18 protein-coding genes are annotated in these 25,316 nt (G+C 72.6%); 8 read left to right on the forward strand and 10 right to left on the reverse strand.

The genetic code is table 11. From position 1 onward, the window contains the following. Positions 1 to 205: 205 nt before the first annotated feature. On the forward strand, positions 206 to 3,268 hold the full coding sequence (locus ACIA8D_RS25100) for an alpha-mannosidase (protein WP_399235635.1): 3,063 nt from the start codon (positions 206 to 208) through the stop codon (positions 3,266 to 3,268). Positions 3,269 to 3,285: 17 nt separating this feature from the next. Here ACIA8D_RS25100 and ACIA8D_RS25105 read toward each other — a convergent pair whose 3' ends face one another. From ACIA8D_RS25105 to ACIA8D_RS25115, 3 genes are all read right to left on the reverse strand, one after another. After that, a complete protein-coding gene (locus ACIA8D_RS25105) occupies positions 3,286 to 5,031 on the reverse strand; it encodes a pyruvate dehydrogenase (protein WP_399235637.1) in 1,746 nt (581 codons plus the stop codon). A gap of 80 nt (positions 5,032 to 5,111) precedes the next feature. Continuing rightward, the gene (locus tag ACIA8D_RS25110; protein WP_399235638.1) at positions 5,112 to 6,959 is read right to left on the reverse strand and encodes a protein phosphatase 2C domain-containing protein; all 1,848 of its coding nucleotides are present in this window, start codon (positions 6,957 to 6,959) and stop codon (positions 5,112 to 5,114) included. 130 nt (positions 6,960 to 7,089) lie between these two features. After that, positions 7,090 to 10,845 (reverse strand): S8 family peptidase, encoded by a 3,756-nt coding sequence (locus ACIA8D_RS25115; RefSeq protein ID WP_399235640.1) that lies wholly within the window; start codon positions 10,843 to 10,845, stop codon positions 7,090 to 7,092. Between the two features lie 193 nt (positions 10,846 to 11,038). Between ACIA8D_RS25115 and ACIA8D_RS25120 the strand changes: the two genes are divergently transcribed. From ACIA8D_RS25120 to ACIA8D_RS25135, 4 genes are all read left to right on the forward strand, one after another. Next, complete coding sequence (locus ACIA8D_RS25120; RefSeq protein WP_399235642.1) at positions 11,039 to 12,019, forward strand: helix-turn-helix transcriptional regulator; 981 nt, start codon at positions 11,039 to 11,041, stop codon at positions 12,017 to 12,019. A gap of 57 nt (positions 12,020 to 12,076) precedes the next feature. Then, positions 12,077 to 12,559, forward strand: a complete 483-nt coding sequence (locus tag ACIA8D_RS25125; protein WP_399235644.1) for a DUF456 domain-containing protein — start codon at positions 12,077 to 12,079, stop codon at positions 12,557 to 12,559. A gap of 61 nt (positions 12,560 to 12,620) precedes the next feature. Then, positions 12,621 to 13,271: a DedA family protein gene (locus tag ACIA8D_RS25130; protein WP_399235645.1), complete on the forward strand. Its 651-nt coding sequence runs from the start codon at positions 12,621 to 12,623 to the stop codon at positions 13,269 to 13,271. 20 nt (positions 13,272 to 13,291) lie between these two features. Beyond that, complete coding sequence (locus ACIA8D_RS25135; RefSeq protein WP_399235647.1) at positions 13,292 to 13,966, forward strand: 4'-phosphopantetheinyl transferase family protein; 675 nt, start codon at positions 13,292 to 13,294, stop codon at positions 13,964 to 13,966. A gap of 10 nt (positions 13,967 to 13,976) precedes the next feature. On the opposite strand, the gene ACIA8D_RS25140 is transcribed toward ACIA8D_RS25135, so the two are convergent. The 3 genes from ACIA8D_RS25140 to rsgA all read right to left on the reverse strand — a co-directional run bounded on the left by ACIA8D_RS25140 (position 13,977) and on the right by rsgA (position 17,103). After that, complete coding sequence (locus ACIA8D_RS25140) at positions 13,977 to 14,474, reverse strand: methylated-DNA--[protein]-cysteine S-methyltransferase (RefSeq protein WP_399235649.1); 498 nt, start codon at positions 14,472 to 14,474, stop codon at positions 13,977 to 13,979. Next, entirely contained in the window at positions 14,471 to 15,856 is a 1,386-nt protein-coding gene (locus ACIA8D_RS25145) for a DNA-3-methyladenine glycosylase 2 family protein (RefSeq protein WP_399235651.1), read from the reverse strand. The genes ACIA8D_RS25140 and ACIA8D_RS25145 overlap by 4 nt, the downstream gene beginning before the upstream one ends. Before the next feature lie 116 nt (positions 15,857 to 15,972). Continuing rightward, the gene (rsgA, locus tag ACIA8D_RS25150; protein WP_399235653.1) at positions 15,973 to 17,103 is read right to left on the reverse strand and encodes a ribosome small subunit-dependent GTPase A; all 1,131 of its coding nucleotides are present in this window, start codon (positions 17,101 to 17,103) and stop codon (positions 15,973 to 15,975) included. Between the two features lie 376 nt (positions 17,104 to 17,479). Here rsgA and ACIA8D_RS25155 point away from each other — a divergent pair, with 376 nt between their 5' ends. From ACIA8D_RS25155 to ACIA8D_RS25165, 3 genes are all read left to right on the forward strand, one after another. Further along, complete coding sequence (locus tag ACIA8D_RS25155; protein WP_399235697.1) at positions 17,480 to 19,399, forward strand: NAD-binding protein; 1,920 nt, start codon at positions 17,480 to 17,482, stop codon at positions 19,397 to 19,399. Positions 19,400 to 19,521: 122 nt separating this feature from the next. Further along, positions 19,522 to 19,962 carry a DUF6325 family protein gene (locus tag ACIA8D_RS25160; protein WP_399235655.1) on the forward strand — a complete coding sequence of 147 codons (441 nt, stop codon included), beginning with the start codon at positions 19,522 to 19,524 and terminating at the stop codon, positions 19,960 to 19,962. 38 nt (positions 19,963 to 20,000) lie between these two features. Further along, positions 20,001 to 20,303, forward strand: a complete 303-nt coding sequence (locus ACIA8D_RS25165) for an SHOCT domain-containing protein (RefSeq protein ID WP_399235658.1) — start codon at positions 20,001 to 20,003, stop codon at positions 20,301 to 20,303. 126 nt (positions 20,304 to 20,429) lie between these two features. On the opposite strand, the gene ACIA8D_RS25170 is transcribed toward ACIA8D_RS25165, so the two are convergent. The 4 genes from ACIA8D_RS25170 to ACIA8D_RS25185 form a co-directional block, all read right to left on the reverse strand. Next, a complete protein-coding gene (locus tag ACIA8D_RS25170; protein WP_399235660.1) occupies positions 20,430 to 22,145 on the reverse strand; it encodes an aldehyde dehydrogenase family protein in 1,716 nt (571 codons plus the stop codon). 118 nt (positions 22,146 to 22,263) lie between these two features. Next, positions 22,264 to 23,553 (reverse strand): MFS transporter, encoded by a 1,290-nt coding sequence (locus ACIA8D_RS25175; protein WP_399235661.1) that lies wholly within the window; start codon positions 23,551 to 23,553, stop codon positions 22,264 to 22,266. Beyond that, positions 23,550 to 24,485: a TauD/TfdA dioxygenase family protein gene (locus tag ACIA8D_RS25180; protein ID WP_399235663.1), complete on the reverse strand. Its 936-nt coding sequence runs from the start codon at positions 24,483 to 24,485 to the stop codon at positions 23,550 to 23,552. Before ACIA8D_RS25180 ends, ACIA8D_RS25175 begins: the two co-directional genes overlap by 4 nt. Before the next feature lie 212 nt (positions 24,486 to 24,697). After that, complete coding sequence (locus ACIA8D_RS25185) at positions 24,698 to 25,300, reverse strand: TetR/AcrR family transcriptional regulator (RefSeq protein ID WP_399235665.1); 603 nt, start codon at positions 25,298 to 25,300, stop codon at positions 24,698 to 24,700. Positions 25,301 to 25,316: the final 16 nt, after the last annotated feature.

The raw sequence follows: 25,316 nt of genomic DNA on the forward strand, positions 1-25,316 counted from the left end.
TCCGGCTGGAGTTTTCCTGCTCGGCCTGCTCTTCGAACGCGTACACGGGGATGAATGCCCCGCTGCCTGATCGGCACGCTTGTTGATTGGTCCACCACTTGCGGGGGTGTCCCGCGCCGCGCCGGGTAAGGAAGCGTGGGAACGCCGCCGGGACCGGCACAGTACGAGCACCGACACGCACCGCAGGAGCACCGAAGGAGCCGCCGTGCACGACGACCGACACCTCGTGGAAGGCCGACTGGAGCGGGCGATGCGCCAGTTCGTGCGGCCCGCGCAGTACGGGGCGCGGGTGCCGCTCAGCATCAGCGTCTGGCACGCGCCGGGGGAACCGGTACCGGTGTCCGAGGCCCTCGCGGGCGCGTACGAGCCCTTCGAGACCGGCACCGCCTGGGGAAAGCCGTGGTCCACCAGTTGGTTCCGCCTGGAGGGGCGGGTGCCCGAGGAGTGGGAGGGGCGGCACGTCGAGGCGGTCGTCGACCCCGGCTTCTCCGGGCAGGGACCCGGTTTCCAGGCGGAGGGGCTGCTGTACGACGCCTCGGGCGTGCCCCTCAAGGGCATCCATCCGCGCAACCGGCATCTGACCGTCGCCGCGCGCGCGGCCGGCGGGGAACCGGTGAGCCTACTGCTCGAGGCGGCGGCCAATCCGACGGTCCTGCGGGACTACGAGCCCACCTTCCTCGGCGACGTACTGACCGCAGGAGATCGCCCCAACTACCGATTCCGGTCTGCCGACTTGGCCGTACTCGACGAGGAGGTCTGGCATCTCGTGCTGGACGTCGAGGTGCTCTCGGAGCTGATGCACGAGCTGGACGCGGACCGGGCCAGGCGCCATGACATCCTCCGCGCCCTGGAGCGGATGCTGGACGCCCTCGACCTGCACGACGTGTCGGGTACGGCGTCCGCGGCCCGCGCCGAGTTGACCGAGGTCCTCTCCCGGCCCGCGCACGCGAGCGCGCACCGGGTCTCGGCCGCCGGGCACGCGCACATCGACTCGGCGTGGCTGTGGCCCCTGCGCGAGACGGTCCGCAAGGCCTCGCGCACCTTCGCGAACGTGACGGCGCTCGCCCGCGACTATCCGGAGCTGGTCTTCGCCTGCTCGCAGGCGCAGCAGTACGCGTGGGTGAAGGAGCACCAGCCGCACATCTGGGAGCGCATCAAGAAGGCGGTCGCGGACGGCAACTGGTCGCCGGTCGGCTCGATGTGGGTGGAGTCGGACGCCAACATGCCCGGCGGCGAGGCCCTCGCGCGCCAACTGGTGCACGGCAAGCGGTTCTTCCAGGACGAGCTGGGCGTGGAGACGGAGGAGATCTGGCTGCCGGACTCCTTCGGCTACACCGCGGCCTTCCCGCAGTTGGCGAAACTGGCGGGCGCCAAGTGGTTCCTGACGCAGAAGCTGAGCTGGAACCAGACGAACAAGATGCCGCACCACACGTTCTGGTGGGAGGGCATCGACGGCACACGCGTGTTCACCCACTTCCCGCCCGTGGACACCTACAACGCGCAGTTCCACGCGAGTGAACTGGCGCGCGCGGAGCGGAACTTCGCGGAGAAGGGCGGCGCGTCCCGCTCCCTCGTCCCGTTCGGCTGGGGCGACGGCGGGGGCGGCCCGACCCGCGAGATGCTGGAGAAGGCGCGCAGGCTGCGCTCCCTGGAGGGCTCGCCGCGCGTCGACATCGAGCGGCCCGCGGCGTTCTTCGAGGCCGCGCACGAGGAGTACGGGGAGAAGGCCCCGGTCTGGTCCGGCGAGCTGTACCTGGAGATGCACCGCGCCACGTACACCACGCAGGCCAAGACGAAGCAGGGCAACCGGCGCTCCGAACACGCCCTGCGCGAGGCCGAGCTGTGGTGCACGGCCGCCGCGCTGCACGACCCGTCGTACGCGTACCCGTACGACGCCCTCGACCGGATCTGGAAGACGGTGCTGCTGCACCAGTTCCACGACATCCTGCCGGGCTCGTCGATCGCCTGGGTCCACCGGGAGGCCCGCGAGACCTACGCGCAGGTGCTCGCGGAGCTGGACGACATCACGTCGGACGCCGTGCGCCGGCTGGGCGGGTCCGCACCGTCGGCCCTCAACACCTCCCCGTACGCACGCAGCGAGATCGTCTCCCACGAGGGGCAGTTGGTGCATGTGAACGTCGACGGCCTCGGCGTCCGCTCCCTCACGGAGTCCGCCGGGCTGGCCCCCGGGCCCGGCGCGCACGCGGCGGCGACGCGGGAGACCGGCTCGATCGTCCTCGCGAACGAGCACCTCACCGTCACCATCGACGCCGACGGACTCCTCACGTCCGTCCGGGACCTGCGCAACGGCGGGCGCGAGGCGCTCGCCCCCGGCAGCCGCGGCAACCTCCTGCAACTGCACCCGGACCACCCGACCCAGTACGACGCCTGGGACCTGGACGCCCACTACCGGCACACCCGCACCGACCTCACGGAGGCCGGTTCGGTGGAGCTGGTCGAGGACGGGCCGCTGCGGGTCTCCGTGCGTGTCACCCGCACCTTCGGGAAGTCCCGGATCACTCAGGAGTACCGGCTCGCGGCCGACAGCCGGCGCCTCGACGTCGTCACGGACATCGACTGGCAGGAGTCCGAGAAGGTCCTCAAGGCGGCGTTCCCGCTGGACGTGCACGCCGAGCGGTCCTCGGCCGAAATCCAGTTCGGCCACGTCAACCGGCCGACACACGCCAACACCGGTTGGGACGCGGCCCGTTACGAGATCTGCGCGCACCGCTGGCTGCGGGTGGCCGAGGAGGGCTACGGAGTCGCGCTGCTCAACGACTCCACGTACGGGCACGACGTGACGCGTGCCGCACACGAGGAGGGGATCGGCACCACGGTACGCCTCACGCTGCTGCGCGCCCCGCACTCCCCCGACCCGGAGACCGACCTCGGAAACCACCACTTCACGTATGCGCTGCATCCGGGCGCGACGACCGGCGAGGCGGTGGCTGAGGGTCTCGCGCTGAATCTGCCGTTGCGCATCGCACCCGCGCCCCCCGTGGCACCGCTGGTCACGGTCGACAACGCGGCGGTGACGGTGGAATCGGTGAAGCTGGCCGAGGACCGCAGCGGCGATGTCGTGGTGCGGCTGTACGAGTCGCGGGGCGGGCGCGCGGACGCGACGCTCACGGCGGCGTTCCCGGTGGCGGGCGCCGAGGAGACGGACCTCCTGGAGCGCCCGCTGCGCCCGGCCGACACGTCCGACGCCGGGCTCGCCCTGTCGCTGCGGCCCTTCCAGATCCTGACGCTGCGGCTGCGGCCGGTGTGATCCGGACTTGAGGGCCGCTACGGACGCGGCATGTTGCGGAGGTTGGAGCGGGCCATCTGCACCATCCGGCCCACTCCGCCGTCGAGGACGATCTTCGAGGCGGAGAGGGCGAAGCCCGTGACCATCTCGGCGCTGATCTTCGGCGGGATGGACAGGGCGTTGGGGTCGGTGACGACGTCGACGAGCGCGGGGCCCTTGTGCTTGAAGGCATCTTTGAGCGCGCCCGCGAGCTGCTTCGGCTTCTCGACGCGGACGCCGTAGGCACCCGCGGCGCGGGCGATGGAGGCGAAGTCGGGGTTCTTGTTGGTGGTCCCGTAGGAGGGCAGACCGGCCACCAGCATCTCCAACTCGACCATGCCCAGAGAGGAGTTGTTGAAGAGGACGACCTTCACCGGCAGGTCGTACTGGACGAGGGTGAGGAAGTCGCCCATCAGCATCGAGAATCCGCCGTCGCCCGACATCGAGATCACCTGCCGGTTCCGGTCGGTGAACTGGGCGCCGATCGCCATCGGCAGCGCGTTCGCCATCGAGCCGTGGGAGAACGAACCGATGACGCGGCGGCGCCCGTTGGGCGAGATGTAGCGGGCCGCCCAGACGTTGCACATGCCGGTGTCCACGGTGAACACGGCGTCCTCGGCGGCGAGTTCGTCGACGACGGAGGCGACGTACTCGGGGTGGATGGGGGTGTGCTTCTCGACCTTGCGCGTGTACGCCTTCACGACGCCTTCGAGCGCGTCGGCGTGCTTCTTCAGCATCCGGTCGAGGAACTTGCGGTTCGACTTCGGCTTCACGCGGGGCGTGAGGCAGCGCAGCGTCTCGCGCACGTCGCCCCACACGGCGAGGTCCAGCTTCGAGCGCCTGCCGAGGTGCTCGGGCCGCACGTCGACCTGGACGATCTTGACGTCCTTCTGCGGCAGGAACGCGTTGTACGGGAAGTCGGTGCCGAGCAGGATGAGAAGATCGCACTCGTGGGTGGCCTCGTAGGCGGCGCCGTACCCGAGGAGTCCACTCATCCCCACGTCATAGGGGTTGTCGTACTGAATCCATTCCTTGCCGCGCAGCGCGTGCCCGACCGGTGACTTGATCTTCTCGGCGAACTCCATGACCTCCGCGTGCGCGCCGGCGGTGCCGCTGCCGCAGAACAGGGTGACCTTCTGGGCGTCGTCGATCAGCTCGACGAGCTTGTCGATCTCGGTGTCGCCGGGCCGGATGCTGGGCCGGGAGGTGACGATCGCGGTCTCGATGGACTTCTCGGGCGCGGCCTCGTCGGCGACATCGCCCGGGAGCGTCACGACGCTGACGCCCGACTGGCCGACGGCGTTCTGGATCGCGGTCTGCAGGACGCGCGGCATCTGCTTCGGGCTGGAGATCATCTCGCTGTAGTGCGAGCACTCCGAGAAGAGCCGGTCGGGGTGGGTCTCCTGGAAGAAGCCGAGGCCGATCTCGCTGGACGGGATGTGCGAGGCGAGGGCGAGGACCGGGGCCATCGAGCGGTGGGCGTCGTAGAGGCCGTTGATGAGGTGCAGGTTGCCGGGCCCGCAGGAGCCGGCGCAGGCCGTCAGCTTGCCGGTGATCTGCGCCTCCGCCCCGGCGGCGAAGGCGGCGGTCTCCTCATGTCGCACATGAACCCAGTCGATCGCGTCGTTGCGCCGGATCGCGTCGACGACCGGGTTGAGGCTGTCGCCCACGACTCCGTACATGCGCTCGACGCCCGCGCGGACGAGGATGTCGACGAACTGCTCGGCGACGTTCTGCTTGGCCATGACTCACGCGCCCTTTCGGAACCCGGTCTCCGCGTTGCTTCACAACTCTTCCGGGTTCCATGAATTCATACGGGGCGTGCTCACGCCTCCCAGACGGCCGCGGCCGTTCGGTCGTCCGCGTATCCCTTCACCCGGACCTGGGTGTCCGCGAGGAACGCGGCGAGGCCCGGAGGGTCGGTCTCCGCCCACCTGTTCGCCAGGTGGCGGGCGAGATCGGGTTCGCCGCGGAGGGGTTCGGCGAGGCCCGGGGAGCAGAGCAGCAGCGTGTCCCCCGGTCGGGCGACCGAGGCGCGGAACCGGAAGGCGTCGCGGGGTGGCGGGGGCGCGGGCTCGTAGGGGCTCGGGGGTGTCGTGATGCTGAGGTCCATCGTGAGGCGGTCGCCGTCCGGGGTCTCGGCGGGCGGCGACGAGCCGAAGCCGACGACGGGGGCGCCGCTCTGCTCGGCGACGCTCGGCTCTATGTCCCGCCACTCGCCGTCCCGCAGGCGGAACAGGCCGCCCCCGCCGACGCCGAAGAACACACGGGTGCGGCAGGCCGGGTCGGCGGGCAGCAGCAGGCAGCGCAGCGTCGCCGCGTACTCCTCCGGGTCGAGGCCCTGTTCGGTGGCGCCGGCCCGGACCTTGCCGAGGCTGCGGTCGGTGAGCCGGTGGAGGCCGGACTTCAGATCGCCGCGGCGGCCGGCCCTGATGTCCTCCGCGAGCCGCGCGTGGCTGAGCCCCACGGCCCGCCCGATCCAGTCGCAGACCTCGGCGGCGGCCCGGTGCGCGCCGGGCGTGGCGCGGGCGCCGGTGGCCATCGCCACGAGGATCAGCGCCGTCGCCCCGCTCCCGAACCGCGCGGTGAGCAGGCTGTCGCGCCGCGGCTCCCCCCGGTACCGCGCGGAATCCCCCCGCACGGACGCGGCCCGCAGCGTCGACACCCCGCACCGCGCCCCGTCGAGCACGGTGTCCGCGACGAGCTCCCCCAAATCCTCGGGGTCGGCGAGCGGCAAGGCGGTGGGCTCCGCCTCATAGGTGGGGGGCCCGTCGCCCACGTAGACGACGGGCGGTGCCTGGGAGGGCGCGGGGCCGGCTCCCGAAAGGGCCGACTCCGGCGGGGACGGTGCGGCGTCGGCGTGGGGCGCTCCCGGCGGGGTGGGAGGGGCCTCGGCGTAGGGCGCTTCCGGTGGAAGCGGGACGGGCCCGGTGGAGGGCGCTTCCGGCGGGGCGGGAGGCGCTTCGGGTGCAGGCGGGACGGGCTCGGCGCGCGGCGCCTCCCGAGGAGGTGGGGGCGTCCTCGGTGGTGGCGGGGCGGCCTCGCGGTGGCGTGCTTCCGCCGGAGGCACGCCGAAGTCGATGGGCGGTGGGCCTGGCGGTGGCGGTACGGCATTCGCCGGGGGCGCCTCGCGTCGGGGTGCATCCCCCGCCGGACGCGCGGCGGCCGGCGGCGGTGGCGCGCCCGGTTGCGATGCGTCGGGGGCGTCCCCGACGGCCGGCGGCCGTGGCGCGCTCGGCTCCGCTGGGCCGGGGGCGTCCCCGGCGGGCGGGTGCGGGGGCTCCGGAGGGAGGGCGGCGCCGGAAGGCGGGCCCGGCGCGTCCCAGACGTGGTGCGTCTCCGGGTACACGGCATGGCGCCCCTCCGACGGCTCCGAGGTGCCGTCGAGGTCTCCCGACCGGGGCCGGCCCGACGCGGCGTCGGAGTCCCCCGACCGGGGCCGGCCCGACGCGGCGTCGGAGTCCCCCGACCGAGGCCGGCCCGACGCGGCGTCGGGGTCTCCCGGTCCGCGCGGAGCCGCAACCGCTCCGGCCGAGGAGAAGCGGTCGTCCAGGGTGTCCGGGGACGGGGTGGGTCCGGTGTCCTCGGCGGCGGTCTCGTTGTCGTACAACTTCCCCCACCAGTCGTCCCCTTGGGCCGGGTGACCGGTGTGCCTCTCCCCCTGCTGGCTCATGCCCTCATTGTCCACGGCACGGCCCGAACGAAAACGGGGCATCGGGAAAAGCCCACCTAAATGGGCCCGCCGGACGGCCCCACCCCCACGGGAGGACCGCCCGGCGGACCGGTTCGAGTGAGCGTCCGAACTAACGAACGTCGTACGCCCGATTGACCGTCTGCGTGACCGAGTTGCCCTTCGAGTCGGTCAGTTGGACCTTGAGGGTGACCTGCTTGCCGGAGGCGCCCGCGTGGTCGACCGTCGCGGTCCACTCACCGCCCCGCTTCGAGGTCGGCGCCTCGGCCCAGGTCTCGCCGCCGTCGTACGAGTACGAGAGCGCGGCCTTCGTCAGGGCGCCCGGCTCGTAGCCCGCGTGACCCGTCGCCGTCAGACCGATCCGCTGACCGTCCCGCGCCGCGAGCGTCTTCATGCCGTCCTCCGGGAACGTCGTCCGCGGGAAGAGCAGCGGGATGCCCTGCGAGTACGTGTCCGCCTCCTCGTGCGAGCGGAACGACCACGTCGTCGTGGTCTGCGGCGAACGCAGCCAGGTCTTGCCGCCGTTGATCTTCATCGTGCTGAGGGTCAGGTCGTACGCCGCGTCCCCGGCCGGAACCGTGAAGACGCCGAACGGCCAGCCGTTCCTGCCGACGCTCTCCCCGTTCCGCTTCAGCTCCACGCTGCCGATGTCCCCGAACGAGCCCTGCACGCCCAGGTGTTCGCCATCACCCCAGAACCCGGGCGCGACACCGATCAGATTGCCCTGGCGTTCCGCGGCGAGCGCCTGCTTGCCGGAGTCGTCGAGCGGCGCGGTGGGAGCCATCGCGCCGCCGTACCACCGCTCGGTCCGCCGCTCGCCCTTCTCGTACGTCCGCACCGGGTCGATCATGAACTCGCCCCAGGGGAAACTGCTGGACACCTGGTGCCCGTACCCGGTCGTGCCGGGCGAGTACAGCTCGGTGCGGGTGGACGGCGCGGCGACCAGCGCGAGGTCGCCGAACGCGGCGGCCAGGCCGTTCGGGCGGGACACCGACGGCAGGTCGATGTAGTCCGTGGCGGCGCCCATCGCCGTGTAGGTGGCCTTGTTCGCGGCGAGATTCCGGTCCGACACCCGGTAGGCCCGGTCGCCGCGGATCTGCCCGCCCTCGGGGAACGCCAGCGTGTAGACGTACGGGCTCTTCGCCGTCGCCTTCCAGTGGAGTGTCGTGGCGCCCGCCCCGATCCGCCCGGCGAGCGCCGCGCCCTCCGCCGCCTCCAGGGCGAGCACCGGGATCGGCGCGCCGACGAAGCCGACGGACGGGTACCAGCGGCCCGCGGCCTCCCGGTACAGGACGAGGCCCTTCACACCCGCCTGGACAGCGGCCTGCGCGACCGTGCCCGCGGAGCCGTCCGCGGGCAGCTTCACCAGCGCCAACTTGCCCTTGGATGCGGCTAGTTCGTCGGCCGTGCCCGATCCCGCGGAGACGACCTCGGACTTCCCGGTGCCATCCAGGTTCGAGGAGTTCGTGGAGCCGGTCACCGGGTGCAGCGCGGGCCCGCCGACCACGCCGAACTCGCTGATCTGCGGGGCGGCGGCCCGCCAGAAGCTGTCGAACTCGAAGTCGCCGTCGCGGACTTCGCCCAGCACGTCGGCGTAGTAGCCGCGCACGGTGCGCGAACCCTGAATGCTCGCCGCGTGCAGCCAGTTGTCCTCGCCGAAGGTGCGGGCGAACCCGAGGGTGGCGCCGCGGATCTCGCTCTCCCGCTCCGTCCGCACGCTCAGCTTGTGCGCATTGCGGGCGTCGAGGACGACGGTGGTGTCCTTGGTGAGGTTCAGCTCCGGGCGCCCGAGGAACGTCGCCGACCCGATCAGCGTGCCCTCGGTCTCCGGTGTCGCGACGAACGCGGACAGGGCGTACGCACCGGGTCTGACCTGGTACGTCTGTTCCTTGGCGCCGTCGTTGACGCGCCGCTCCCCGGACGCCACGTCGGTACCGACGAGGTCGAGCGAGGAACCGGCGCCGGCCGGATCGCCCTGCCGGTCGACGACCTTGACGCGCAGGGTCACCGTCTCCGGCTCGACGTACAGCGAGAACGGGGTGCTCAGGTGCGTGCCGCCCGGCCCGGTGGCGAGGACGCGGCCCGTGACGTCGCCGTACTGGGCCTTCTTGAGGTGTGCGGTCGGGTCGACGGCCAGCGGGACCTGGGCGGTGCCGCCCGCGGGGACCGTGACCGTACGGGCGCCGAGCCCGGCGATGGACGACTTCACGGCGGAGCCGTCGTTGCCGGTGACCCCGTCGACGGAGAGGCTCAACTTCACTGGTTTGTCGGTGGTGTTGGTGTACGGCACCTGGACGGTGGTGCGGTCGCTGCTGTCCTGGGGCCAGTTGAAGGTGCCGCCCTGCACCGCGCCCGCGCCGAGGACCTTCTGGTCGACGGCGGCCTTCACGTCGAGCCGCCCGCCGCCGGTCTCCCGTACGTCGCCGGGGATGTCGGCGTCGGCGGACGCGACGAGCGCCTGCTTGATCCGCTGCGCGTCCCAGTCGGGGTGGCGCTGCTTGACGAGGGCCGCGGCGCCCGCGACGTGCGGCGTCGCCATCGACGTGCCGCTCATGGACTGGTACGCGTACACGCCCCGGCCGCCCGCGGCAGCCGCCTTGATGGCGACGCCCGGCGCGGCGATCTCGGGCTTGAGGGTGTGGGTGCGCTGGACGGGGCTGCGGCTGGAAAAGCTCGCCGTCCCGTCGTCGCCGTCGACCGCGCCGACGGTGAGCACCTCGGGCACGCAGCCCGGTGAGGAGACCGTGTTGAGGGCGGGGCCGGAGTTGCCGGCCGCGACGACGAAGAGGGTGTCCTTCGAGGAGCGCGCGAGTTCCTGCGTGGCCTGCGACATGGGGTCGGAGCAGTCCAGCTCGGACGGGTTGCCCAGGGACATGGACACCACGTCGGCCTTCTGGTCGACGGCCCACTGCATGCCGGCGATGATCCACGAAGTGGCGCCGGAGCCGCCGTCGTTGAGGACCTTGCCGTTGAGCAGGGTGGCGCCCGGGGCGACGCCCTTCTCCTTGCCGTCGCTCGCCGCGCCGGAGCCGCCGACGGTGGACGTGGTGTGCGTGCCGTGGCCCTGGTGGTCGTCGGTGTCCTCGGAGTCGGTGAAGTTCTTCGACTCGGCTACGCGCCCCTTGAGGTCGGGGTGTTCGGTGTCGACGCCGGTGTCGAGGACGGCGACCTTGGTGCCCTTGCCTTCGTAGCCCGCGGCCCACGCCTGGTCGGCGTGCACCTGCTTGGTGGAGTCGGCGAGCAACGACTTGACCTTGGCGTCGAGCCACAGCTTCCTCAGGTCACCGGCCGCGCGGGAGCGGGGACTTGAGATGTCGTCCCAGAACTCGGCGGCCTTCTTCTTGTCGGCCTTCAGCGCGACGCCGTCGACCGGGTCGAGGACGAGTCCGCGCTTCGCGCCGCGCGGCACGGCGGGCGCGCCGCGGGCGACGTCGACGGACGTGTCGTAGGTGGCGATGAGCGGAAGCGTCGCGCTGTGCTGGTCGTCGTAGCCCTGCCTGATCAGGCCGGTGACGTTGAAGAGTTCCTCGTCGACGCGGCCGGCGGCGAGCGCCTTCGCGGCGCTGTCCGGGTAGACGTACAGGTCCTTGCCGGACTGCCTGGTCTGGAGCAGCGGGGTGCTGCCGTCGGCGGCGGGCAGGGCGGCCGCGGTGGGGCGCCCCTTCGCGTCGGTGGTGACGACGACACGGTCGCCTGTGACCAGCGTGACCGTCGCCGCGGAGCTCTTGGCAGCGGCGGCGGGGCTGCCGACGAGCGGCCGTCCGCCGTCCGGGGCACTCCCCTCCGCGGCCCCGGACGGGACGGCCGCGGTCATGCCCAGGACGACGGCGGTCGCCGTGCCCAGAGCCGCACGCGATATCGGGCGCATCGCTCTCCCCATGTAGAAGCGCGGGTGAATACGCGCCAAAGGCCGTATTCCCGGCGGGTGTTGGTGCTGCGGTGGCGCCACATTGGCAGAGTGATGGCCGGTACAGGGAAGATGGGTGCGGCGGGAATGTGCCGTGGCTGTTTCCCGCCACGGGGGAGGTGTTGGAACGGTTCACTGGGGAGGGGATCGCCGCATGCTGCATGCGATAGGTCTGGACGAGGGGCACGAGGCGGCGTACCGGGCGCTCGTCGCGGTGGGCGCGGCCGACGTCCCCGATCTGGCGCGCCGGCTCACCCGCGCCGAGCCCGAGACCGAGCACGCACTGCGCCGCCTGGAGCAGCACGGGCTCGCCGCCCAGTCCTCGGCGCGGCCCGGCCGCTGGGTCGCGGCGCCGCCCGGGGTCGCGCTCGGCGCGCTGCTCACCCAGCGGCGGCACGAGCTGGACGAGGCGGAGCTCGCGGCGGCCCGGCTCGCCGCGGAGTTCCGGGCGCAGGCCACCGAGCCCGCGGCGCACGACCTGGTGGAGGTGGTGACGGGGGCGGCGGCCGCGGCCCAGCGGTTCCTTCAGATCCAGCTCGGCGCGGCCGATGAGGTGTGCGCCCTCGTCACCGGCAATCCGATCGCGGTGCCCGCCACGGAGAACGACGCGGAACCGCAGGCCGTGAAGCGTGGCGTCCGCTACCGCGTCGTCATCGAACGCGAGGTGCTCTCGATGCCGGCCGGGCTGACCGAGTTGTCGGCGGCGATGGGCCGGGCCGAACAGGTGCGGGTCGTGGACCGGGTGCCGACGAAGCTGGTGATCGCCGACGGCGCGCTCGCGATGGTGCCGCTGACCCGGCACGCCGCGGAGCCCGCCGCGCTGGTGGTGCACGCGAGCGGTCTGCTGGAGACTCTGAACGGGCTGTTCGAGGCGGTGTGGCGGCAGGCGCTGCCACTGCGGCTCGGGGCGGCGGGAGACGTGGAGGAGGTCGCGGCGGAGGGGCCCGACGGCCTGGACCTGGAGATCCTTTCGCTGCTGCTCGCCGGGCTCACCGACGCGAGTGTGGCCAAGCAGCTGGACCTCGGGCTCAGGACGGTGCAGCGGCGGGTGAAACGGCTGATGGAGCTGGCGGGCGTGACGACGCGGCTGCAACTCGGGTGGCATGCGTACGACCGGGGCTGGGTGGCCCGCTGACCCCCGTGGGGACTGTTTTGACCTGCGCATTCGCCGCGCTTGGGGGACCCTGTGCACATGGGAGCGTGGGAACTCCTCCTGGTCGGCGCCGTGATGGCGCTGGGCCTGTGCGGGGTACTGGTGCCGGGGGTGCCCGGGTCGTGGCTCGTGTGGGCCGCGGTCGCCGTGTGGGCGCTGCGGGAGCCGAACGGCTTGGCCTGGGCCATCCTCGTCGGCGCCACCGTCGTCCTGCTGGCCTCCCAGGTCCTGCGCTGGCAGCTGCCGCCGCGCCGGCTGCGGCAGGCGGGCGCCACCCGCAGCCTGGAGTTCTGGGCGGGCGCGGGCGCGGTCATCGGGTTCTGCGTGCTGCCGGTGGTCGGGGCGGTGCCGGGGTTCATGGGCGGGATCTACGTGTCGGAGCGGCTGCGGCTCGGGAGCCACGGGGACGCGCTCGCGTCGACGCGCACGGCGATGCGGGCGGGCGGCTCCAACGTGCTGGTGGAGCTGTTCGCGTGCCTGCTGATCGTCGGGGCCTGGCTGGGCGCTGTGATCTGGGGCTGAGCGGCGGACTTTGCCGAACCATTACCATCGGGGCAACGTCCACGCTGGAGACACGCCTCGTATGCATTCCCTGACCCAGGCCGCCACGGCCGAGCCCACCTCCGGCCTGGCCGGATGGGCGGCCGACCTCATCGGCACGCTCGGCGGCCCCGGCGCCGGATTCCTGATCGCCCTGGAGAACCTGTTCCCGCCGCTGCCGAGCGAGGTGATCCTGCCGCTGACCGGCTTCGCCGCGAGCATGGGCTCGATCACGCTCGTCTCGGCGATCGTGTGGACGACGCTCGGCTCGGTGGTCGGCGCGGCGGTCCTGTACTGGGTCGGCCGGGTCATCGGCCGTGCGCGGATGTACGCGCTGTGGGGCCGGATTCCGCTGGTGAAGGTCTCGGACCTGGAGCGCACGGAGGCGTGGTTCCAGCGGCACGGCACGAAGGCGGTGCTGCTCGGCAGAATGGTGCCGATCTTCCGCAGCCTCATCTCGATCCCGGCGGGCGTGGAGCGGATGCGGCTGCCGGTGTTCCTCGCCCTGACCGCGGTCGGCTCGCTGGTCTGGAACGCGGCGCTGATCCTGGCCGGATACTGGCTGGGCGATCAGTGGGATCTCGTGGAGCGGTACGTCGGGGTGCTCTCGAAGGTGGTGCTCGGGGCGGCGGTGATCGCGCTCGTGACGTATGTGATCGTGCGGGTGCGAGGCCGCGCGAAGCGCGACGCGTAGGAACGGGTGAGGGGGACGGCATGGACGGCGGTGTGCGGGAACTGCCCGCGGCGGGGGCGGTCGGGCTGTGGCTGGTGGAGACGGCCGGGGGCGTGGCGGACGCGCTCGCCGTCGCCGACGTGCTCGACGCCGACGAGAGGCGGCGCGCCGAGGCCTTCCACTTCGACCGGCACCGGGTGCGCTACGTCGCCGCGCACCTCGCGCTCCGCGCCGTCCTGGGCGAGCGGCTGGGCCGCGCCCCCGGCGACGTACGGTTCACGCGTCTGCCCTGCCCCGGATGCGGCGGCCCGCACGGCCGCCCGGCCCTCGCGGACGCCCCCGATCTGCACTTCTCCCTCTCCCACAGCGGCGACCTGGCCCTGGTGGCGCTGGCGCCCGCGCCGGTCGGCGCCGATGTGGAGGAGTTGCTGTCGGCCAAGGTCGCGGAAGAGCTCACGGCGGTGCTGCACCCGCGCGAGCGCGTGGAGCTGGCCGCCCTCGCGGACCTTGAGGAACGCCGGCTCGCGGTGGCCCGCGCCTGGGTCCGCAAGGAGGCCTACCTGAAGGGCCTCGGCACGGGCCTCTCCCGCGGCACCGACCGCGACTACGTGGGCGCACTGGCCGACTCCCCCGGCGCGCCGGAGGGCTGGACGCTGCGGGACGTGCCGGTGCCGGAGGGATACACGGCGGCGGTGGCGCTCGGTCCGGGGACCTAGGGCCTGTCGTTCAGAGGGAGCCCTCCAGGGTCAGCAGCTCGACCTTCTTCTCCAGGCCGCCCGCGTATCCGGTCAGCGCGCCGGTCGCGCCGATCACCCGGTGGCAGGGCCGCACGATCAGCAGCGGGTTGGCGCCGATCGCGCCGCCGACGGCCCGGACGGCGGCGCGCGAGGCGCCGATGCGGGCGGCCACTTCGCCGTACGTGGTGGTGGCGCCATAGGGCACGTCGTCGAGCGCGTCCCAGACCCGCCGCCGGAACTCGGTGCCCTCGGGCCTCATCTCCAGCTCGAACTCCTTGAGTTCACCGGCGAAGTAGGCGGCGAGCTGGCGCTCGGCCGCGGTGAAGCGCGCGGGGTCGCGCACCCAGTCCTCGCCGACGACCCGGCCGCCCTTCTGCCCGGGGACGGAGAGGGAGGTGAGGGCGCCGGAGGCATCGGCGGTGAGCAGCAGCTCACCGAGCGGGCTGGGCACGGTCGTGCAGTACGTGGTGTGTCGTTCGGTGTTCACAACTGTCCTTCTACGGTGAGGTGTTGACGCGCGTACGAGCGCCAGGGGCGCCACGCGTCGTCGGTCGGGAAGTCGTCGTCGGGCACGCCCACGTCCGGGTCGCCCAGCGCACGCAGCCGGATCAGGGCGGCGGTGCGCGGGCTCATGCCGGGCAGCGTGCGCAGCACCGCTTCGGCGTCGTCGCGGTCGGCGCCCGGGTCGAGGCGGAGCGCGCCGGTGTGCAGGGCGCGGGCGAGCGCGCCGAGTGGGCCGGGCTCTTCGGACAGGTCGTCCGGGGTGGGGAACAGCCGGTCGACGGTGCCGCTGGGCGCGTCGAGCCGCTTGCCGTACCGCTCGACGAGCCGCGCGGCCTCCGCGCGCCCGGCGACCAGGCGCAGCGCCAGTTCGTCGGGGTCGGCGGCGCCGGGCGAGCGCATTCCGGGGCGGGCGGCGACCAGCGGGGCGAGCCGCGGGTCGAGGGCGAGCCGTTCGTCGATCGCGTACGGATCGGCGTCGAGGTCGAAGAGGCGGCGCAGGCGGCCGACGGCGGTGGTCAGATCGCGCAGATCGGTCAGCTGCAGGCGGGCGTCGAGCCAGCCGCCCCGGTGCTCGGCCTGCGCGCCGGGCTGGTCGTGCGTGGTCTCGTCGACGCGTACGACACCAGTGCCGTACGGGAGGCGCAGCGCGCGCCGGAAGGTGCGCGCGCCGGGCCGTCCGGTCAACTCCTCGACCCCGTCGAGGAGTTCGGAGCCCAGCAGGTCGAAGACGGGGCCCGCCCGGTACCCGCCGCGGTGGGCGAGGCGCAGCGGGACGCCGGCGGCGGGAGCCGCGGTGCGGCGGCCCTCCGGCGCGTCGGCGCGCAGCTGCGTGGGGGTGCGGGCGTACACCTCGCGGATCGTGTCGTTGAACTGGCGGACGCTCGCGAACCCGGCCGCGAACGCGATCTCGGTGACCGGCAGCGGGGTCGTCTGGAGCAGGACGCGCGCGGTGTGGGCGCGCTGGGCGCGGGCGAGTGCGACCGGGCCCGCGCCCAGCTCGGCGGTGAGCTGGCGCTGCACCTGGCGGGCGCTGTAGCCGAGCCGGGTGGCGAGCCCGCCGACGCCCTCGCGGTCGACGATCCCGTCGCCGATGAGCCGCATCGCGCGGCCCACGACGTCGGCGCGCACGTTCCAGTCGGCCGAGCCCGGCACCGCGTCGGGGCGGCAGCGGCGGCAGGCCCGGAAGCCCGAGCCCTGGGCCGCGGCGGCCGTGGCGTAGTAGCGGACGTTGTGCCGCTTGGGGGTGACCGCGGGGCAGCTCGGCCGGCAGTAGATCCCGGTCGTCTCGACGGCGAAGAAGAACTCCCCGTCGAACCGCGCGTCGCGGCTGCGGACGGCTTCGTAGCGCGTGTCTTCGTCGGTCATCACGCTTTCAGTGTGCCGTGCCGCTCGCCGCGGGGCTGGCGGGAATCGGACGCGGCGCTGTCATCAAGCCCCGCCGGCGATTGAGGCGCGGGGGCTTGATTTGCCCAGCCCAACGGCTACCGCAGACGGCCCCGTTTCGCCTCCATCGCGGCGCGGCCCTCCGCCCCCCGCTGCTTCCACACCTTCCGCATGTCGGCCCGCAGCCTCGCATCCGTCCGGGCGGCGAGCCGCTCGTTCTCGCGCAGGAGCTTGCGGTAGCTGTCGAGACGGCGCTCGTGCAGCGAACCGTCCTCCAGCGCCGCCAGCACCGCGCACCCCGGCTCGACGGTGTGCGCGCAGTCGTGGAACCGGCAGTCCTCCGCCAGCCCCGCGATCTCCGCGAAGACCTGCCCGACGCCGCTCTCGGCGTCGTACAGACCGACCCCGCGCAGCCCCGGCGTGTCGATGAGCACGCCGCCGCCCGGCAGGGCGAACAGATTGCGGGTGGTCGTGGTGTGGCGGCCCTTGCCGTCCATGTCACGGACGGTCTGCACATCCATCACATCCGCGCCCATGAGCGCGTTGGCCAGCGTCGACTTCCCGGCCCCCGACTGACCGAGCAGCACGGACGTACCGTCGGCGACGACCGCCCGCAGCACCTCCGTACCGTCCCCGCCGAGCGCGCTGACGGGCAGCACCCGCACGCCGGGCGCGGTCGTCTCGACGTCGGAGACGAGATACGACAGGCCGACCGGGTCCGGCACCAGGTCGGCCTTGGTGAGGACGACCAGGGGCTGCGCACCCGACTCCCAGGCCAGGGCGAGGAACCGTTCGATCCGCCCGAGGTCGAGCTCGGCGGCGAGCGACACCGCGATGATCGCGTGGTCGACGTTCGCGGCGAGGATCTGCCCCTCGGACCGCTTGGAGGACGTGGAGCGCACGAAGGCGGTCCGGCGCGGCAGATACGCCTGCACGTAGCGGGGGTCGGCGCCGACCGGGTCGACGGCGGCCCAGTCGCCGGTGCAGATGAGCGACATGGGGTCTCCCCTGCTCGAACGCAGTTGAGAGCTTGGGGAAGGATCGCGGGGCACGACGTACTCGGTGTCGGCCTGCACGACCCCGCCCGGCGTGACGAGGTCGCACCGCCCGCGGTCGACGCGCAGCACCCGGCCGGGCACGAGGCCGCGCTCGGCAAAGGACTCGAACGCGTCCGCCCAGTCGGCGTCCCAGCCGTACGCGTCGAGAGAACGAGGAGAGGAGGAGGACAAGGGGTGACCCTTCAAAGGGTGGCCCCGGCACACGAAACGCGAAGAACTCGCGGAAAGGTTGAGGTCAGCCGGTGGCCACGGAGGTGGACTCGATGAACTTCCGGATGCGGGCAACGCCCGTCTCGACGACAGCCATCGGTCGACACCTCCTCGATCACGCACTCGGCGCACGCTCCACGGCGGCCGTGGCCGCCCCAACTCCGGTGACGATAACCACGGCCCCCATCCCCCCGCCACCGGTTTTTCACGTGGTCGTCCCCGGTGTCGGTGGACGACACACCCATCGAACACGCACCATGACACGGTGTCACTCCCCCACCAGCCCCAGCAGCCCGAAGACTCCGAGCAGTCCCAACAGACGCCCCTGCCCCGCCACATGGTGGTGTGCGGCGACGACGCGTTGGCCGAACGGCTCGGCACCGAACTGCGCGAGCTGTACCGCGCCCAGGTCACCATCGTCGTACCGTCGACGCGCACCGCGGGCGAACCCGCGCAGGGCGGCGGCCGGATCCGGGCCGCCGCGCTGCTGAGCCGGGTGCAGGCCGCGATGGGCCGGCTCGCGCCGTCCGAGGACGACTCGCTCGCCGGGCAGGCGCCGCGCGTCATGGAGGCCGCGGTGCTCAGCGAGGACGCGCTGACGGAGGCGGGCGTGGCGCGGGCCGACGCGCTGGCCCTGGTGCACGACGACGAGACCAATATCCGCGCCGCGCTCGCGGCCCGCCGCCTCAATCCCCGCCTGCGCCTCGTGATCCGGCTCTTCGACCGCAAGCTCGGCCAGCACCTGGCCCAACTCCTGGACCAGGCCGCCGCGTTGGCCCAGCCGGAGCTCGTCGGGGAGGGCCTCGACACGTCCACCACCATCCTGTCCGACGCCGACACGGCCGCGCCCGCGCTCGCCGCGACCGCCGTGGCGGGCAGCGGCAAGGTGGTGCAGGCCGACGGGCTCCTGCTGCGCGCGGTGGAGCGCGCTCCGCGCGGCCGGGGCCGGGCACCCGCGGCCCCCGGCCTGTGCACGCTCGCGATCCTGTCCTCGTCGAACAACGACCCGTCGGACACGGAGGGTTCGGACACCTCGGGCCAGGAGGAGCCGGTGCTGCTGCCGGACGACCGGGAGATCGCCGCGGCGGTCGGCCGCGGCAGCGTCGTCCTCGACACGGTCACACCGTCGGAGCCCGCGCTGCCGCCGCGGCGCCTCGCCGCGCGGGCGCTGCCGCTCGGCTCGCTGTTCTCACGCCGGGTGCGCTGGTCGCTCGCGGTGCTCGTGGTGTGCGTGCTCGGCCTCGCGCTCGCCACCTGGGCGACGACCGAGTCGAATCCATGGCGGGCCGGCTATCTCACCATGCTCGATCTGTTCGCCATCGACGACCCGGCGATCGGCGAGCCCACCGCCCGGCAGATCATCCAACTCCTCACCGGCTTCGCCGGGTTGCTGCTGCTGCCGGTGCTCATGGCCGCCGTCCTGGAGGCGATGGGCACCTTCCGCACGGCTTCCGCGCTGCGCCGCCCGCCGCGCGGCCTGTCCGGGCACATCGTGCTGCTCGGCCTCGGCAAGATCGGCACCCGCGTCCTGGCGCGGCTGCACGAACTCGGCGTCCCCGTCGTGTGCGTGGAGGAGAACCCGGAGGCCCGCGGCATCCCCCTGGCCCGCCGGCTGCGCGTGCCGACGGTCATCGGCGACGTACGCGACGAGGGCGTCCTGGAGGCCGCCAAGGTGAGCCGCTCGCGTGCCTTCCTCGCCCTCACCAGCCTCGACACCACCAACCTCGAGGCCGCCCTGTACGCCCGCTCGGTCAAGCCCGACCTCCAGGTGAGCCTGCGCCTGTACGACGACGCCTTCGCCACCGCCGTCTACCGAACGCTGCGCGCCGCCCATCCGCTGGCCCTCACCCGCAGCCGCAGCGTCACGACCCTCGCGGCGCCCGCCTTCGCGGGGGCGATGATGGGCCGCCAGGTACTCGGCGCGATCCCGGTCGAGCGCCGTGTGCTGCTGTTCGCCGCGCTGGACGTGGCGGACCACCCGCATCTGGCGGGGCGTACGGTCGCCGCGTCGTTCCGGGCCGGTGCGTGGCGGGTGCTCGCCGTCGACACCACCGCGCCCGGCGCGCGGCGTACCGACCCGGCGACGGTCCCGGAGGAGGACGAGCCGGCGGCCCCGGAGCCCGGCCCCGTCTGGCGGACGGACCCCGGCTATGTGCTGCGGCCGACCGACCGGGTCGTCCTCGCCGCCACCCGCCAGGGCCTCGCCGAACTCCTGGACACGCAGTCCCCGCAGCCCGCGTACGCGTCCCGTCGATGAGCCGGCCCGGGCCCTTCGGCCCGGGCCGCCGGGCTCGCCCCGGCTGTACGCTCGCCCTAGTATCCGTTTCATCTGTTTCATCCGTTTTGTTCGGATAAGCAACCTAGGGAAGGTGCTCGCCCGTGGCCAGTGGCCTCAACGCCGACACCGTCGGCCCGGTGGATGTCGCCGTGCTCGCCTTCGCCGGCAACCGGTTCAGCGGCGATGTCGCGCCCGCGTTGCGCGACCTCCAGAAGGACGGGACCGTACGGATCCTCGACCTGTGCTTCATCCGTAAGGCGGCCGACGGTTCCGTCGATGTCGTGGAGCTCGGCGACCCCGAGGTCACCGAGCTGTTCCAGCAGGTGGCCGACGTGCGCTTCGACCTGCTCAGCGACGAGGACCTGAAGACGGTCTCCGACAACCTTCCGGCCGAGTCCTCCGCGCTCGTCCTGGCCTGGGAGAACACCTGGGCCGCCCGCCTCGGCACGGCCGTGCGCGACTCGAACGGGCAGGTCCTGATGCTGGAGCGGATCCCGAGAGAGACCGTCGACGAGGCCATCGAAGCCCTTGCCACGGCCTGACGACACACCTACGCACGACAACGAAGAGGACGGTCAGCATGCCGCAACGATTCGGACGGCCCGGACTCCTTGGCACCATGGCCCGCACGGCGGTCATCTCCGGCACCGCGTCCGCGGTCTCGGGGCGGGTGAACCGCAGGATGGCCGAGCGCGACATGCGTCGCGACATGGACATGCAGGCGCAGATGGCTCCGCCGATGCCGCCTACGCCGCAGGCGGCGCCGGTAGCCGGTGGGACGGACCGGGTGGCGCAGCTTCAGGCGCTTGCGGAGTTGAAGGCGCAGGGGTTGCTCACGGATGAGGAATTCGCCCGCGAGAAGGCGCGTGTGCTCAACGGGTGAGTGGTACCGGCCGGCCCACCGCCCCACACGGTGAGCCGGCCGGAGTTTCGTTGCGGCGGGCCGGTCCTGCGTCGCGGGGCTCTGCCCCGGGCCCCGCTGCTCAATCGCCGCAGGGGCTTGATTTGGTCAGCCGCGCAGTGCCGACGCGAAGATGGCCGGGAGTTTTGCGGCCGAAGGTGCCGTCGCGTAGTTCGTGAGGCGCTTCATCGTCGTCAGGCCCGTGCGGTTCGTGACGTAGAACGGGGGGCGCGGGGACAGGGACGGCGAGCCGGTGAACAGGCCGCGCGGGGACGGGGCGAACGGGGCGCGCACCACCGTCTTCTCGATGTCCTCCAGCATGAACGCGTTGTGCACGAAGCCGATGCCGCTGCCGATGTCCTTCCGAGTGTTGCCGGGGAAGGCGCCCCACGGCGTGTAACCGAGCAGGAAGCCGAAGGCCGACCAGACGTTGACGCCCAGCGTGCCGTAGCGCAGCGCGGCGATCGCGTCGGCGACCGCGCCGGAGTGGGCGCGCTCCGTCTTCGGGTGGACGAGCAGCGTGGCGCCGAGGGTGCCGGGGAGCTTGTCGTTGGCGAACTCCGTGGCGGCGGCGAGGAAGTGCGCCGCGTCGGCGCCGGGCAGGCGGATCACGCCGAGCGCGCTCGCGAACACCTCGTCCGTGATCAGGACGTCGTCCATGCCCTCGATCTCGGGGACGAGGACGCGGCAGGAGTCGTCGATGCCGAGCTTCTCGGCCGCCGGGTGGGCGTCGGTGACCTTGGCGACGCGGTCGGCGGCGCCCGGGTAGTAGTCGGGGCGGGGCGGCAGCTCGCGCAGGACCTTGCGGATCTCGGCCAGGAGCTTCTCCGTGCCGTCCCATTCGCGGGGAACCACCAGGACCTGCGTGGCGATGCAGTTGTGGCCCGAGTTGTTCAGCTTGCTGGTGACGATGTGCTCGGCCTGGAAGCGGAAGTCGGCGTCGCTCCACGGTCCCGGCGTCACGATGCAGGGGCTGACGCCGCCGAGCTCGCTGGTGAACGGCTTCTCGTTGAGCGGGGTGTCCTGCTCGCGGCGCTGCTCGGCCTGCTCGTCGGTGCCCCACACGATCGCGTCGTGGGTGCGCTCGCTGCCGGTGACGTGGATGGTGTCGATGTCCTCGTGCCCGGTGAGGTAGGCGCCCTCGGCGGCGCCGCCGTCGACGAAGCGGACCCAGCCGCGGTCCACGTACTCGGCGAAGACCTTCTCGAAGTGCGGGCGCAGATAGGCGTTGACGGGGTTCATCTTGGCGATGACGACCTCGCCCTCCGCGTACAGCTTCTGGAGGATGTCGAGCGGGGTGATCGACGCGACGTTGCCGGCGCCGAGCACCAGGGAGACGGCCGGCTCGGCCTGGCGGCCCCGGTACTCCCCCGCCGCGCGGGCCAGGACCTGCTCGCGGGTGGTGCCGGGCAGCGTCCACACCTGCGCGGTGAAGCCGTTGAGCAGCAGGCGGTCGGAGGTCAGGGTCGGGAAGACGTCGACGACGGTGCGGCCCTCGTGGCCGCGCACCGACTTGGGGTCGAGCGGCTCCTTGCCGGCGGCGAGGCGGCGCAGCACGTGCAGATACGCCGTGATCGTCTGGGCGAGGGCCCACGGCGCGGTGATCCAGTCCTCGGCGGCCCACTCGGAGTTCTCCGCGTAGCCCTTGGCGGCGGACGCGTCGGCGACCATCACGGCGCCGCCCTCGGCGATCCGCGGGAGCGTCCGCTCCAGGAGCGCGATCCGCTCGTCCAGCGGGGTCGCGGTCCAGGACGGTGCGTGCTCGCGCAGGTCGCGGACGGCCTGGTCCAGCGGTGAGGTGTCGAGTGCTGCTGCGGCGCTCACGGTCAACTCCTTGGGGAACGCGGGTGGGGGTGAAGTGGGCTGAGAGGTGGGGGTGTTCGTCGGACGATCATGCCATCTGGGGGTAACCCCCGGTAAGGGCAGGCTGCGTGACGTCCGGTCAGCCCGTCAACCGGGCGCGGTCGCGCTCCGGGTCGATCAGGGCGAAGGCGAGGACGGCGCCGATCGCGACGAGGATTCCGGTGACGAGCACGGCGTGCTGGTAGCCCGCGTCGCCCTGCGCGTCGACGAGGGCGCCGACGACGGCGGGCGCGAGCAGTCCGGACACCGTGACGAGCGCGTTCATGAGGCCGAGCGCGCCGCCGCTGCGGGTCGCGGGGGCGAGTTCGGCGACGGTGGTCGCGGCCACGGTGGCGTACGAGCCGCTGAAGCCGAAGCCGAGGGCGACGAGCACGGTCTGCGCGGGCACCGAGTCGACGAACGGCGTCAGCAGGCAGCAGACGGCGCCGATCGCGAGCATGCAGCCACCGACCCAGCCGCGGGCCTTCCTGCTGACGACGCCGCGCCGCATGAGCCGCCCGGTGAGCGCGGCCTGCCCGAGCAGCACGACGGCGCCGACGGCCCAGGGCAGGACGACCAGCTTGCCCGCGGTGGCCGCCGAGTAGTCCAGCGCGTTGCGCAGGTAGGAGGGCATCCACACCAGCATCAGGGCCACGGACCAGTAGCTCGTGAAGTACGCGAGGGTGGTGCCGATCCACGTACGGCTGGCGAAGATCCTCCGGTACGGAACCGTGGGCGCGCCGTCGTCGGCGGCCTTCGTGGTCGTGCTCGCGCGGGCCCGCGGGCTGTCCGCGCCGAACAGTGTCCACAGCACGGCCCACACCACGCCGATCCCGGCGAGCACCCACAGGGCCGAGCGCCAGCCGTGGTGCTGGATCACCCAGGACAGGCCCGGCGAGGAGATGATCACGCCGAGCGTGATGCCGATGGTGATCAGCGCGCCGGGCAGGTTCCGCTTGTCGTTGGGGAACCAGGAGAGCGTGGCCTGCTGGGCGACGGGGAAGGCCGGCCCCTCCGCGGCGCCCAGGAACACCCGGGAGCCGATGAGCACGGCGAGGCCCCCGCCGACGGCCGCGGGCACCTGCGCCACGGACCAGAGCACGGCCATCACCAGGAGCAGCAGCTTGGGCGAGACCCGGTCGGCCGCCATCCCGACGACGATCGCGGCGACGGAGAAGAGCAGGAAGAACGCACTGTTGGCGACGCCGAACTGGGTGGCGCTCAGGTGCAGATCGGCCCGGATCTCGTCGGCGGCGAGGCCGAGCACGGACTTGTCCGCGAAGTTGACCATCATGAAGACGACGAGGAGCGCGGTCACCGTCCATGCGCGGCGGCTCCCGCGCGCGACCGGGTCGACTCCCGTGTCGCGCACGGCGGATGCGGTGGTCACGACAGCGGTACCCCGGCGATGGCGATGCGCTCCATGACGCGCTTGGCGGGGAAGTAGTCGTTGACCGCGTAGTGCTGGACGGCGATGTTGTCCCAGATCGCGATCGAGTCCGGCGCCCAGTTGAAGCGGATCTGGAACTCGGGGATGCGCGCCTGGAGCACGAGGATGTCGAGGAGTTCGCGGTTCTCCTCCTCGGACAGGCCCTTGATGTGCCGGGTGAACGGCTCGTTCACGTACAGGGTCTTGCGTCCGCTGCGCGGGTGGCGCACCACGACGGGGTGCTCGACCTGCGGCCAGTTGGCGCGGAAGGCGGCCTTCTGCTCGTCGTTCATGAGCGCGCCCCAGCTGGCCTCCCAGTCGTGGACCGCGGTGAGGTTCTCGATGCGCTCCTTGAGGTCGTCGGGGAGGTTGTCGTACGCGGCGCCCATGTCGCACCACATGGTGTCGCCGCCCGCGGCGGGCACGTCGATCGCGCGCAGCACGGCGCCGAGCGAGGGGTTGACCATGAACGAGTGGTCGCTGTGCCAGATGTTCTTGTTGCCGGCCGCCTTGGCGTCCTTGGCGAGCCGGGACAGGCCCACGGTCTCGGTCTTCGGGAAGAACGGGTTGGGCTCGGGCTCGCCCCAGACGGCGGAGAGGGCCAGGTGGTTCTCGGGGCTGAAGCCGGTCTGCCCCCGGAAGAAGATCACCTTCCACTCCAGGAGCGCCGCGCGCAGCTCGTCGGCGAGCTCCTCGGTGATCGGCTTCGTCAGGTCGACGCCGCCGAGCACGGCCCCGAAGTGCGGGGTGAGCGGGTCGACCTCGAACAGCTTGTAGGCCACCTGCTCCGCGCCCGGCGCGAGCCGGTCCAGGACGCGGCGCCCGTAGCGCATCAGGGGCTTGTCCAGGATCGGCTTGGGGTCCTCGACGGGGGCCGTCGCGACGTCGTGCATGGGGGTTCCTCCCAACAGCGAACGCTATTACGTAACCGACAGTATCGATATTGATTCGTGGCGGGGCAAGGGGTCGGGGGTGATGGATTTCAGGAAAGTTTCGCGGGGGTCGAGGGTCGCCGCGCGGGCAGCACAAAAGCCGCACCCGGCCCCAACTTGCCCGATGCGTACGAGAGATGGCCGAGAGTCAGCGGCCGGTCACGTCACGCCCGTCACGGCCGGACGTCGACCGCCCTGCCGATCAGGTCCACCACCGAGTCGACCAGCTCCTTCTCAGGCGCCCGCTGCTCGGCGACGAGCCGGAAGACCAGCGAGGACGCGATGAGGGTCGTGACGTCGACGATCGGGACGTCGGGGCGCACGTCGCCGCGCTCGATGCCGCGCTCCAGCAGGTGCCGCGTCTCGCTCGTCACCCGCGTCACGTACGCCTGGAACGCCTCGCGACCCGCGCCGGCCTCCGCCGCCGCGGCGATGACACCGGCGAGCAGCCGGCCCACGCCGGGCTGCCGGTAGGCGCGCACCCGCTCCATGAGGACCGCGCGCAGTTCGGCCCGGAAGTCGCCCATGTCGGGCACCGTCAGCGCCCCGACGCGGGACTCGGCAGCGGCGATGATCAGATCCTGCTTGGTGGGCCAGCGCCGGTACATGGCCGGTTTGCTCACGCCCGCACGGGTCGCGACGGCGTCCATGGTCAGGGCGCCCATGCCCTCCTCCGCCACCAGTTCCACGACGGCTTCGAGCACGGCCCTGGTGACGTGCTCCTGACGCGGCCGGCCCGGCCCTCTGCGCGCTTGCTGTACCTGCTCATCGGCCATGCCGAGACCCTACAGC

The organism is Streptomyces sp. NPDC051684, from assembly GCF_044453445.1.
GTDB lineage: Bacteria > Actinomycetota > Actinomycetes > Streptomycetales > Streptomycetaceae > Streptomyces.

What these genes read in the sequence shown, in the direction of transcription:
- ACIA8D_RS25105 (WP_399235637.1), bottom strand. Translation starts at nt 5,031, where the DNA reads ATGGCCAAGCAGAACGTCGCCGAGCAGTTCGTCGACATCCTCGTCCGC.
- ACIA8D_RS25110 (WP_399235638.1), bottom strand. Translation starts at nt 6,959, where the DNA reads ATGAGCCAGCAGGGGGAGAGGCACACCGGTCACCCGGCCCAAGGGGAC.
- ACIA8D_RS25115 (WP_399235640.1), bottom strand. Translation starts at nt 10,845, where the DNA reads ATGCGCCCGATATCGCGTGCGGCTCTGGGCACGGCGACCGCCGTCGTC.
- ACIA8D_RS25120 (WP_399235642.1), top strand. Translation starts at nt 11,039, where the DNA reads ATGCTGCATGCGATAGGTCTGGACGAGGGGCACGAGGCGGCGTACCGG.
- ACIA8D_RS25125 (WP_399235644.1), top strand. Translation starts at nt 12,077, where the DNA reads ATGGGAGCGTGGGAACTCCTCCTGGTCGGCGCCGTGATGGCGCTGGGC.
- ACIA8D_RS25130 (WP_399235645.1), top strand. Translation starts at nt 12,621, where the DNA reads ATGCATTCCCTGACCCAGGCCGCCACGGCCGAGCCCACCTCCGGCCTG.
- ACIA8D_RS25135 (WP_399235647.1), top strand. Translation starts at nt 13,292, where the DNA reads ATGGACGGCGGTGTGCGGGAACTGCCCGCGGCGGGGGCGGTCGGGCTG.
- ACIA8D_RS25145 (WP_399235651.1), bottom strand. Translation starts at nt 15,856, where the DNA reads ATGACCGACGAAGACACGCGCTACGAAGCCGTCCGCAGCCGCGACGCG.
- ACIA8D_RS25155 (WP_399235697.1), top strand. Translation starts at nt 17,480, where the DNA reads ATGGTGGTGTGCGGCGACGACGCGTTGGCCGAACGGCTCGGCACCGAA.
- ACIA8D_RS25165 (WP_399235658.1), top strand. Translation starts at nt 20,001, where the DNA reads ATGCCGCAACGATTCGGACGGCCCGGACTCCTTGGCACCATGGCCCGC.
- ACIA8D_RS25180 (WP_399235663.1), bottom strand. Translation starts at nt 24,485, where the DNA reads ATGCACGACGTCGCGACGGCCCCCGTCGAGGACCCCAAGCCGATCCTG.
- ACIA8D_RS25185 (WP_399235665.1), bottom strand. Translation starts at nt 25,300, where the DNA reads ATGGCCGATGAGCAGGTACAGCAAGCGCGCAGAGGGCCGGGCCGGCCG.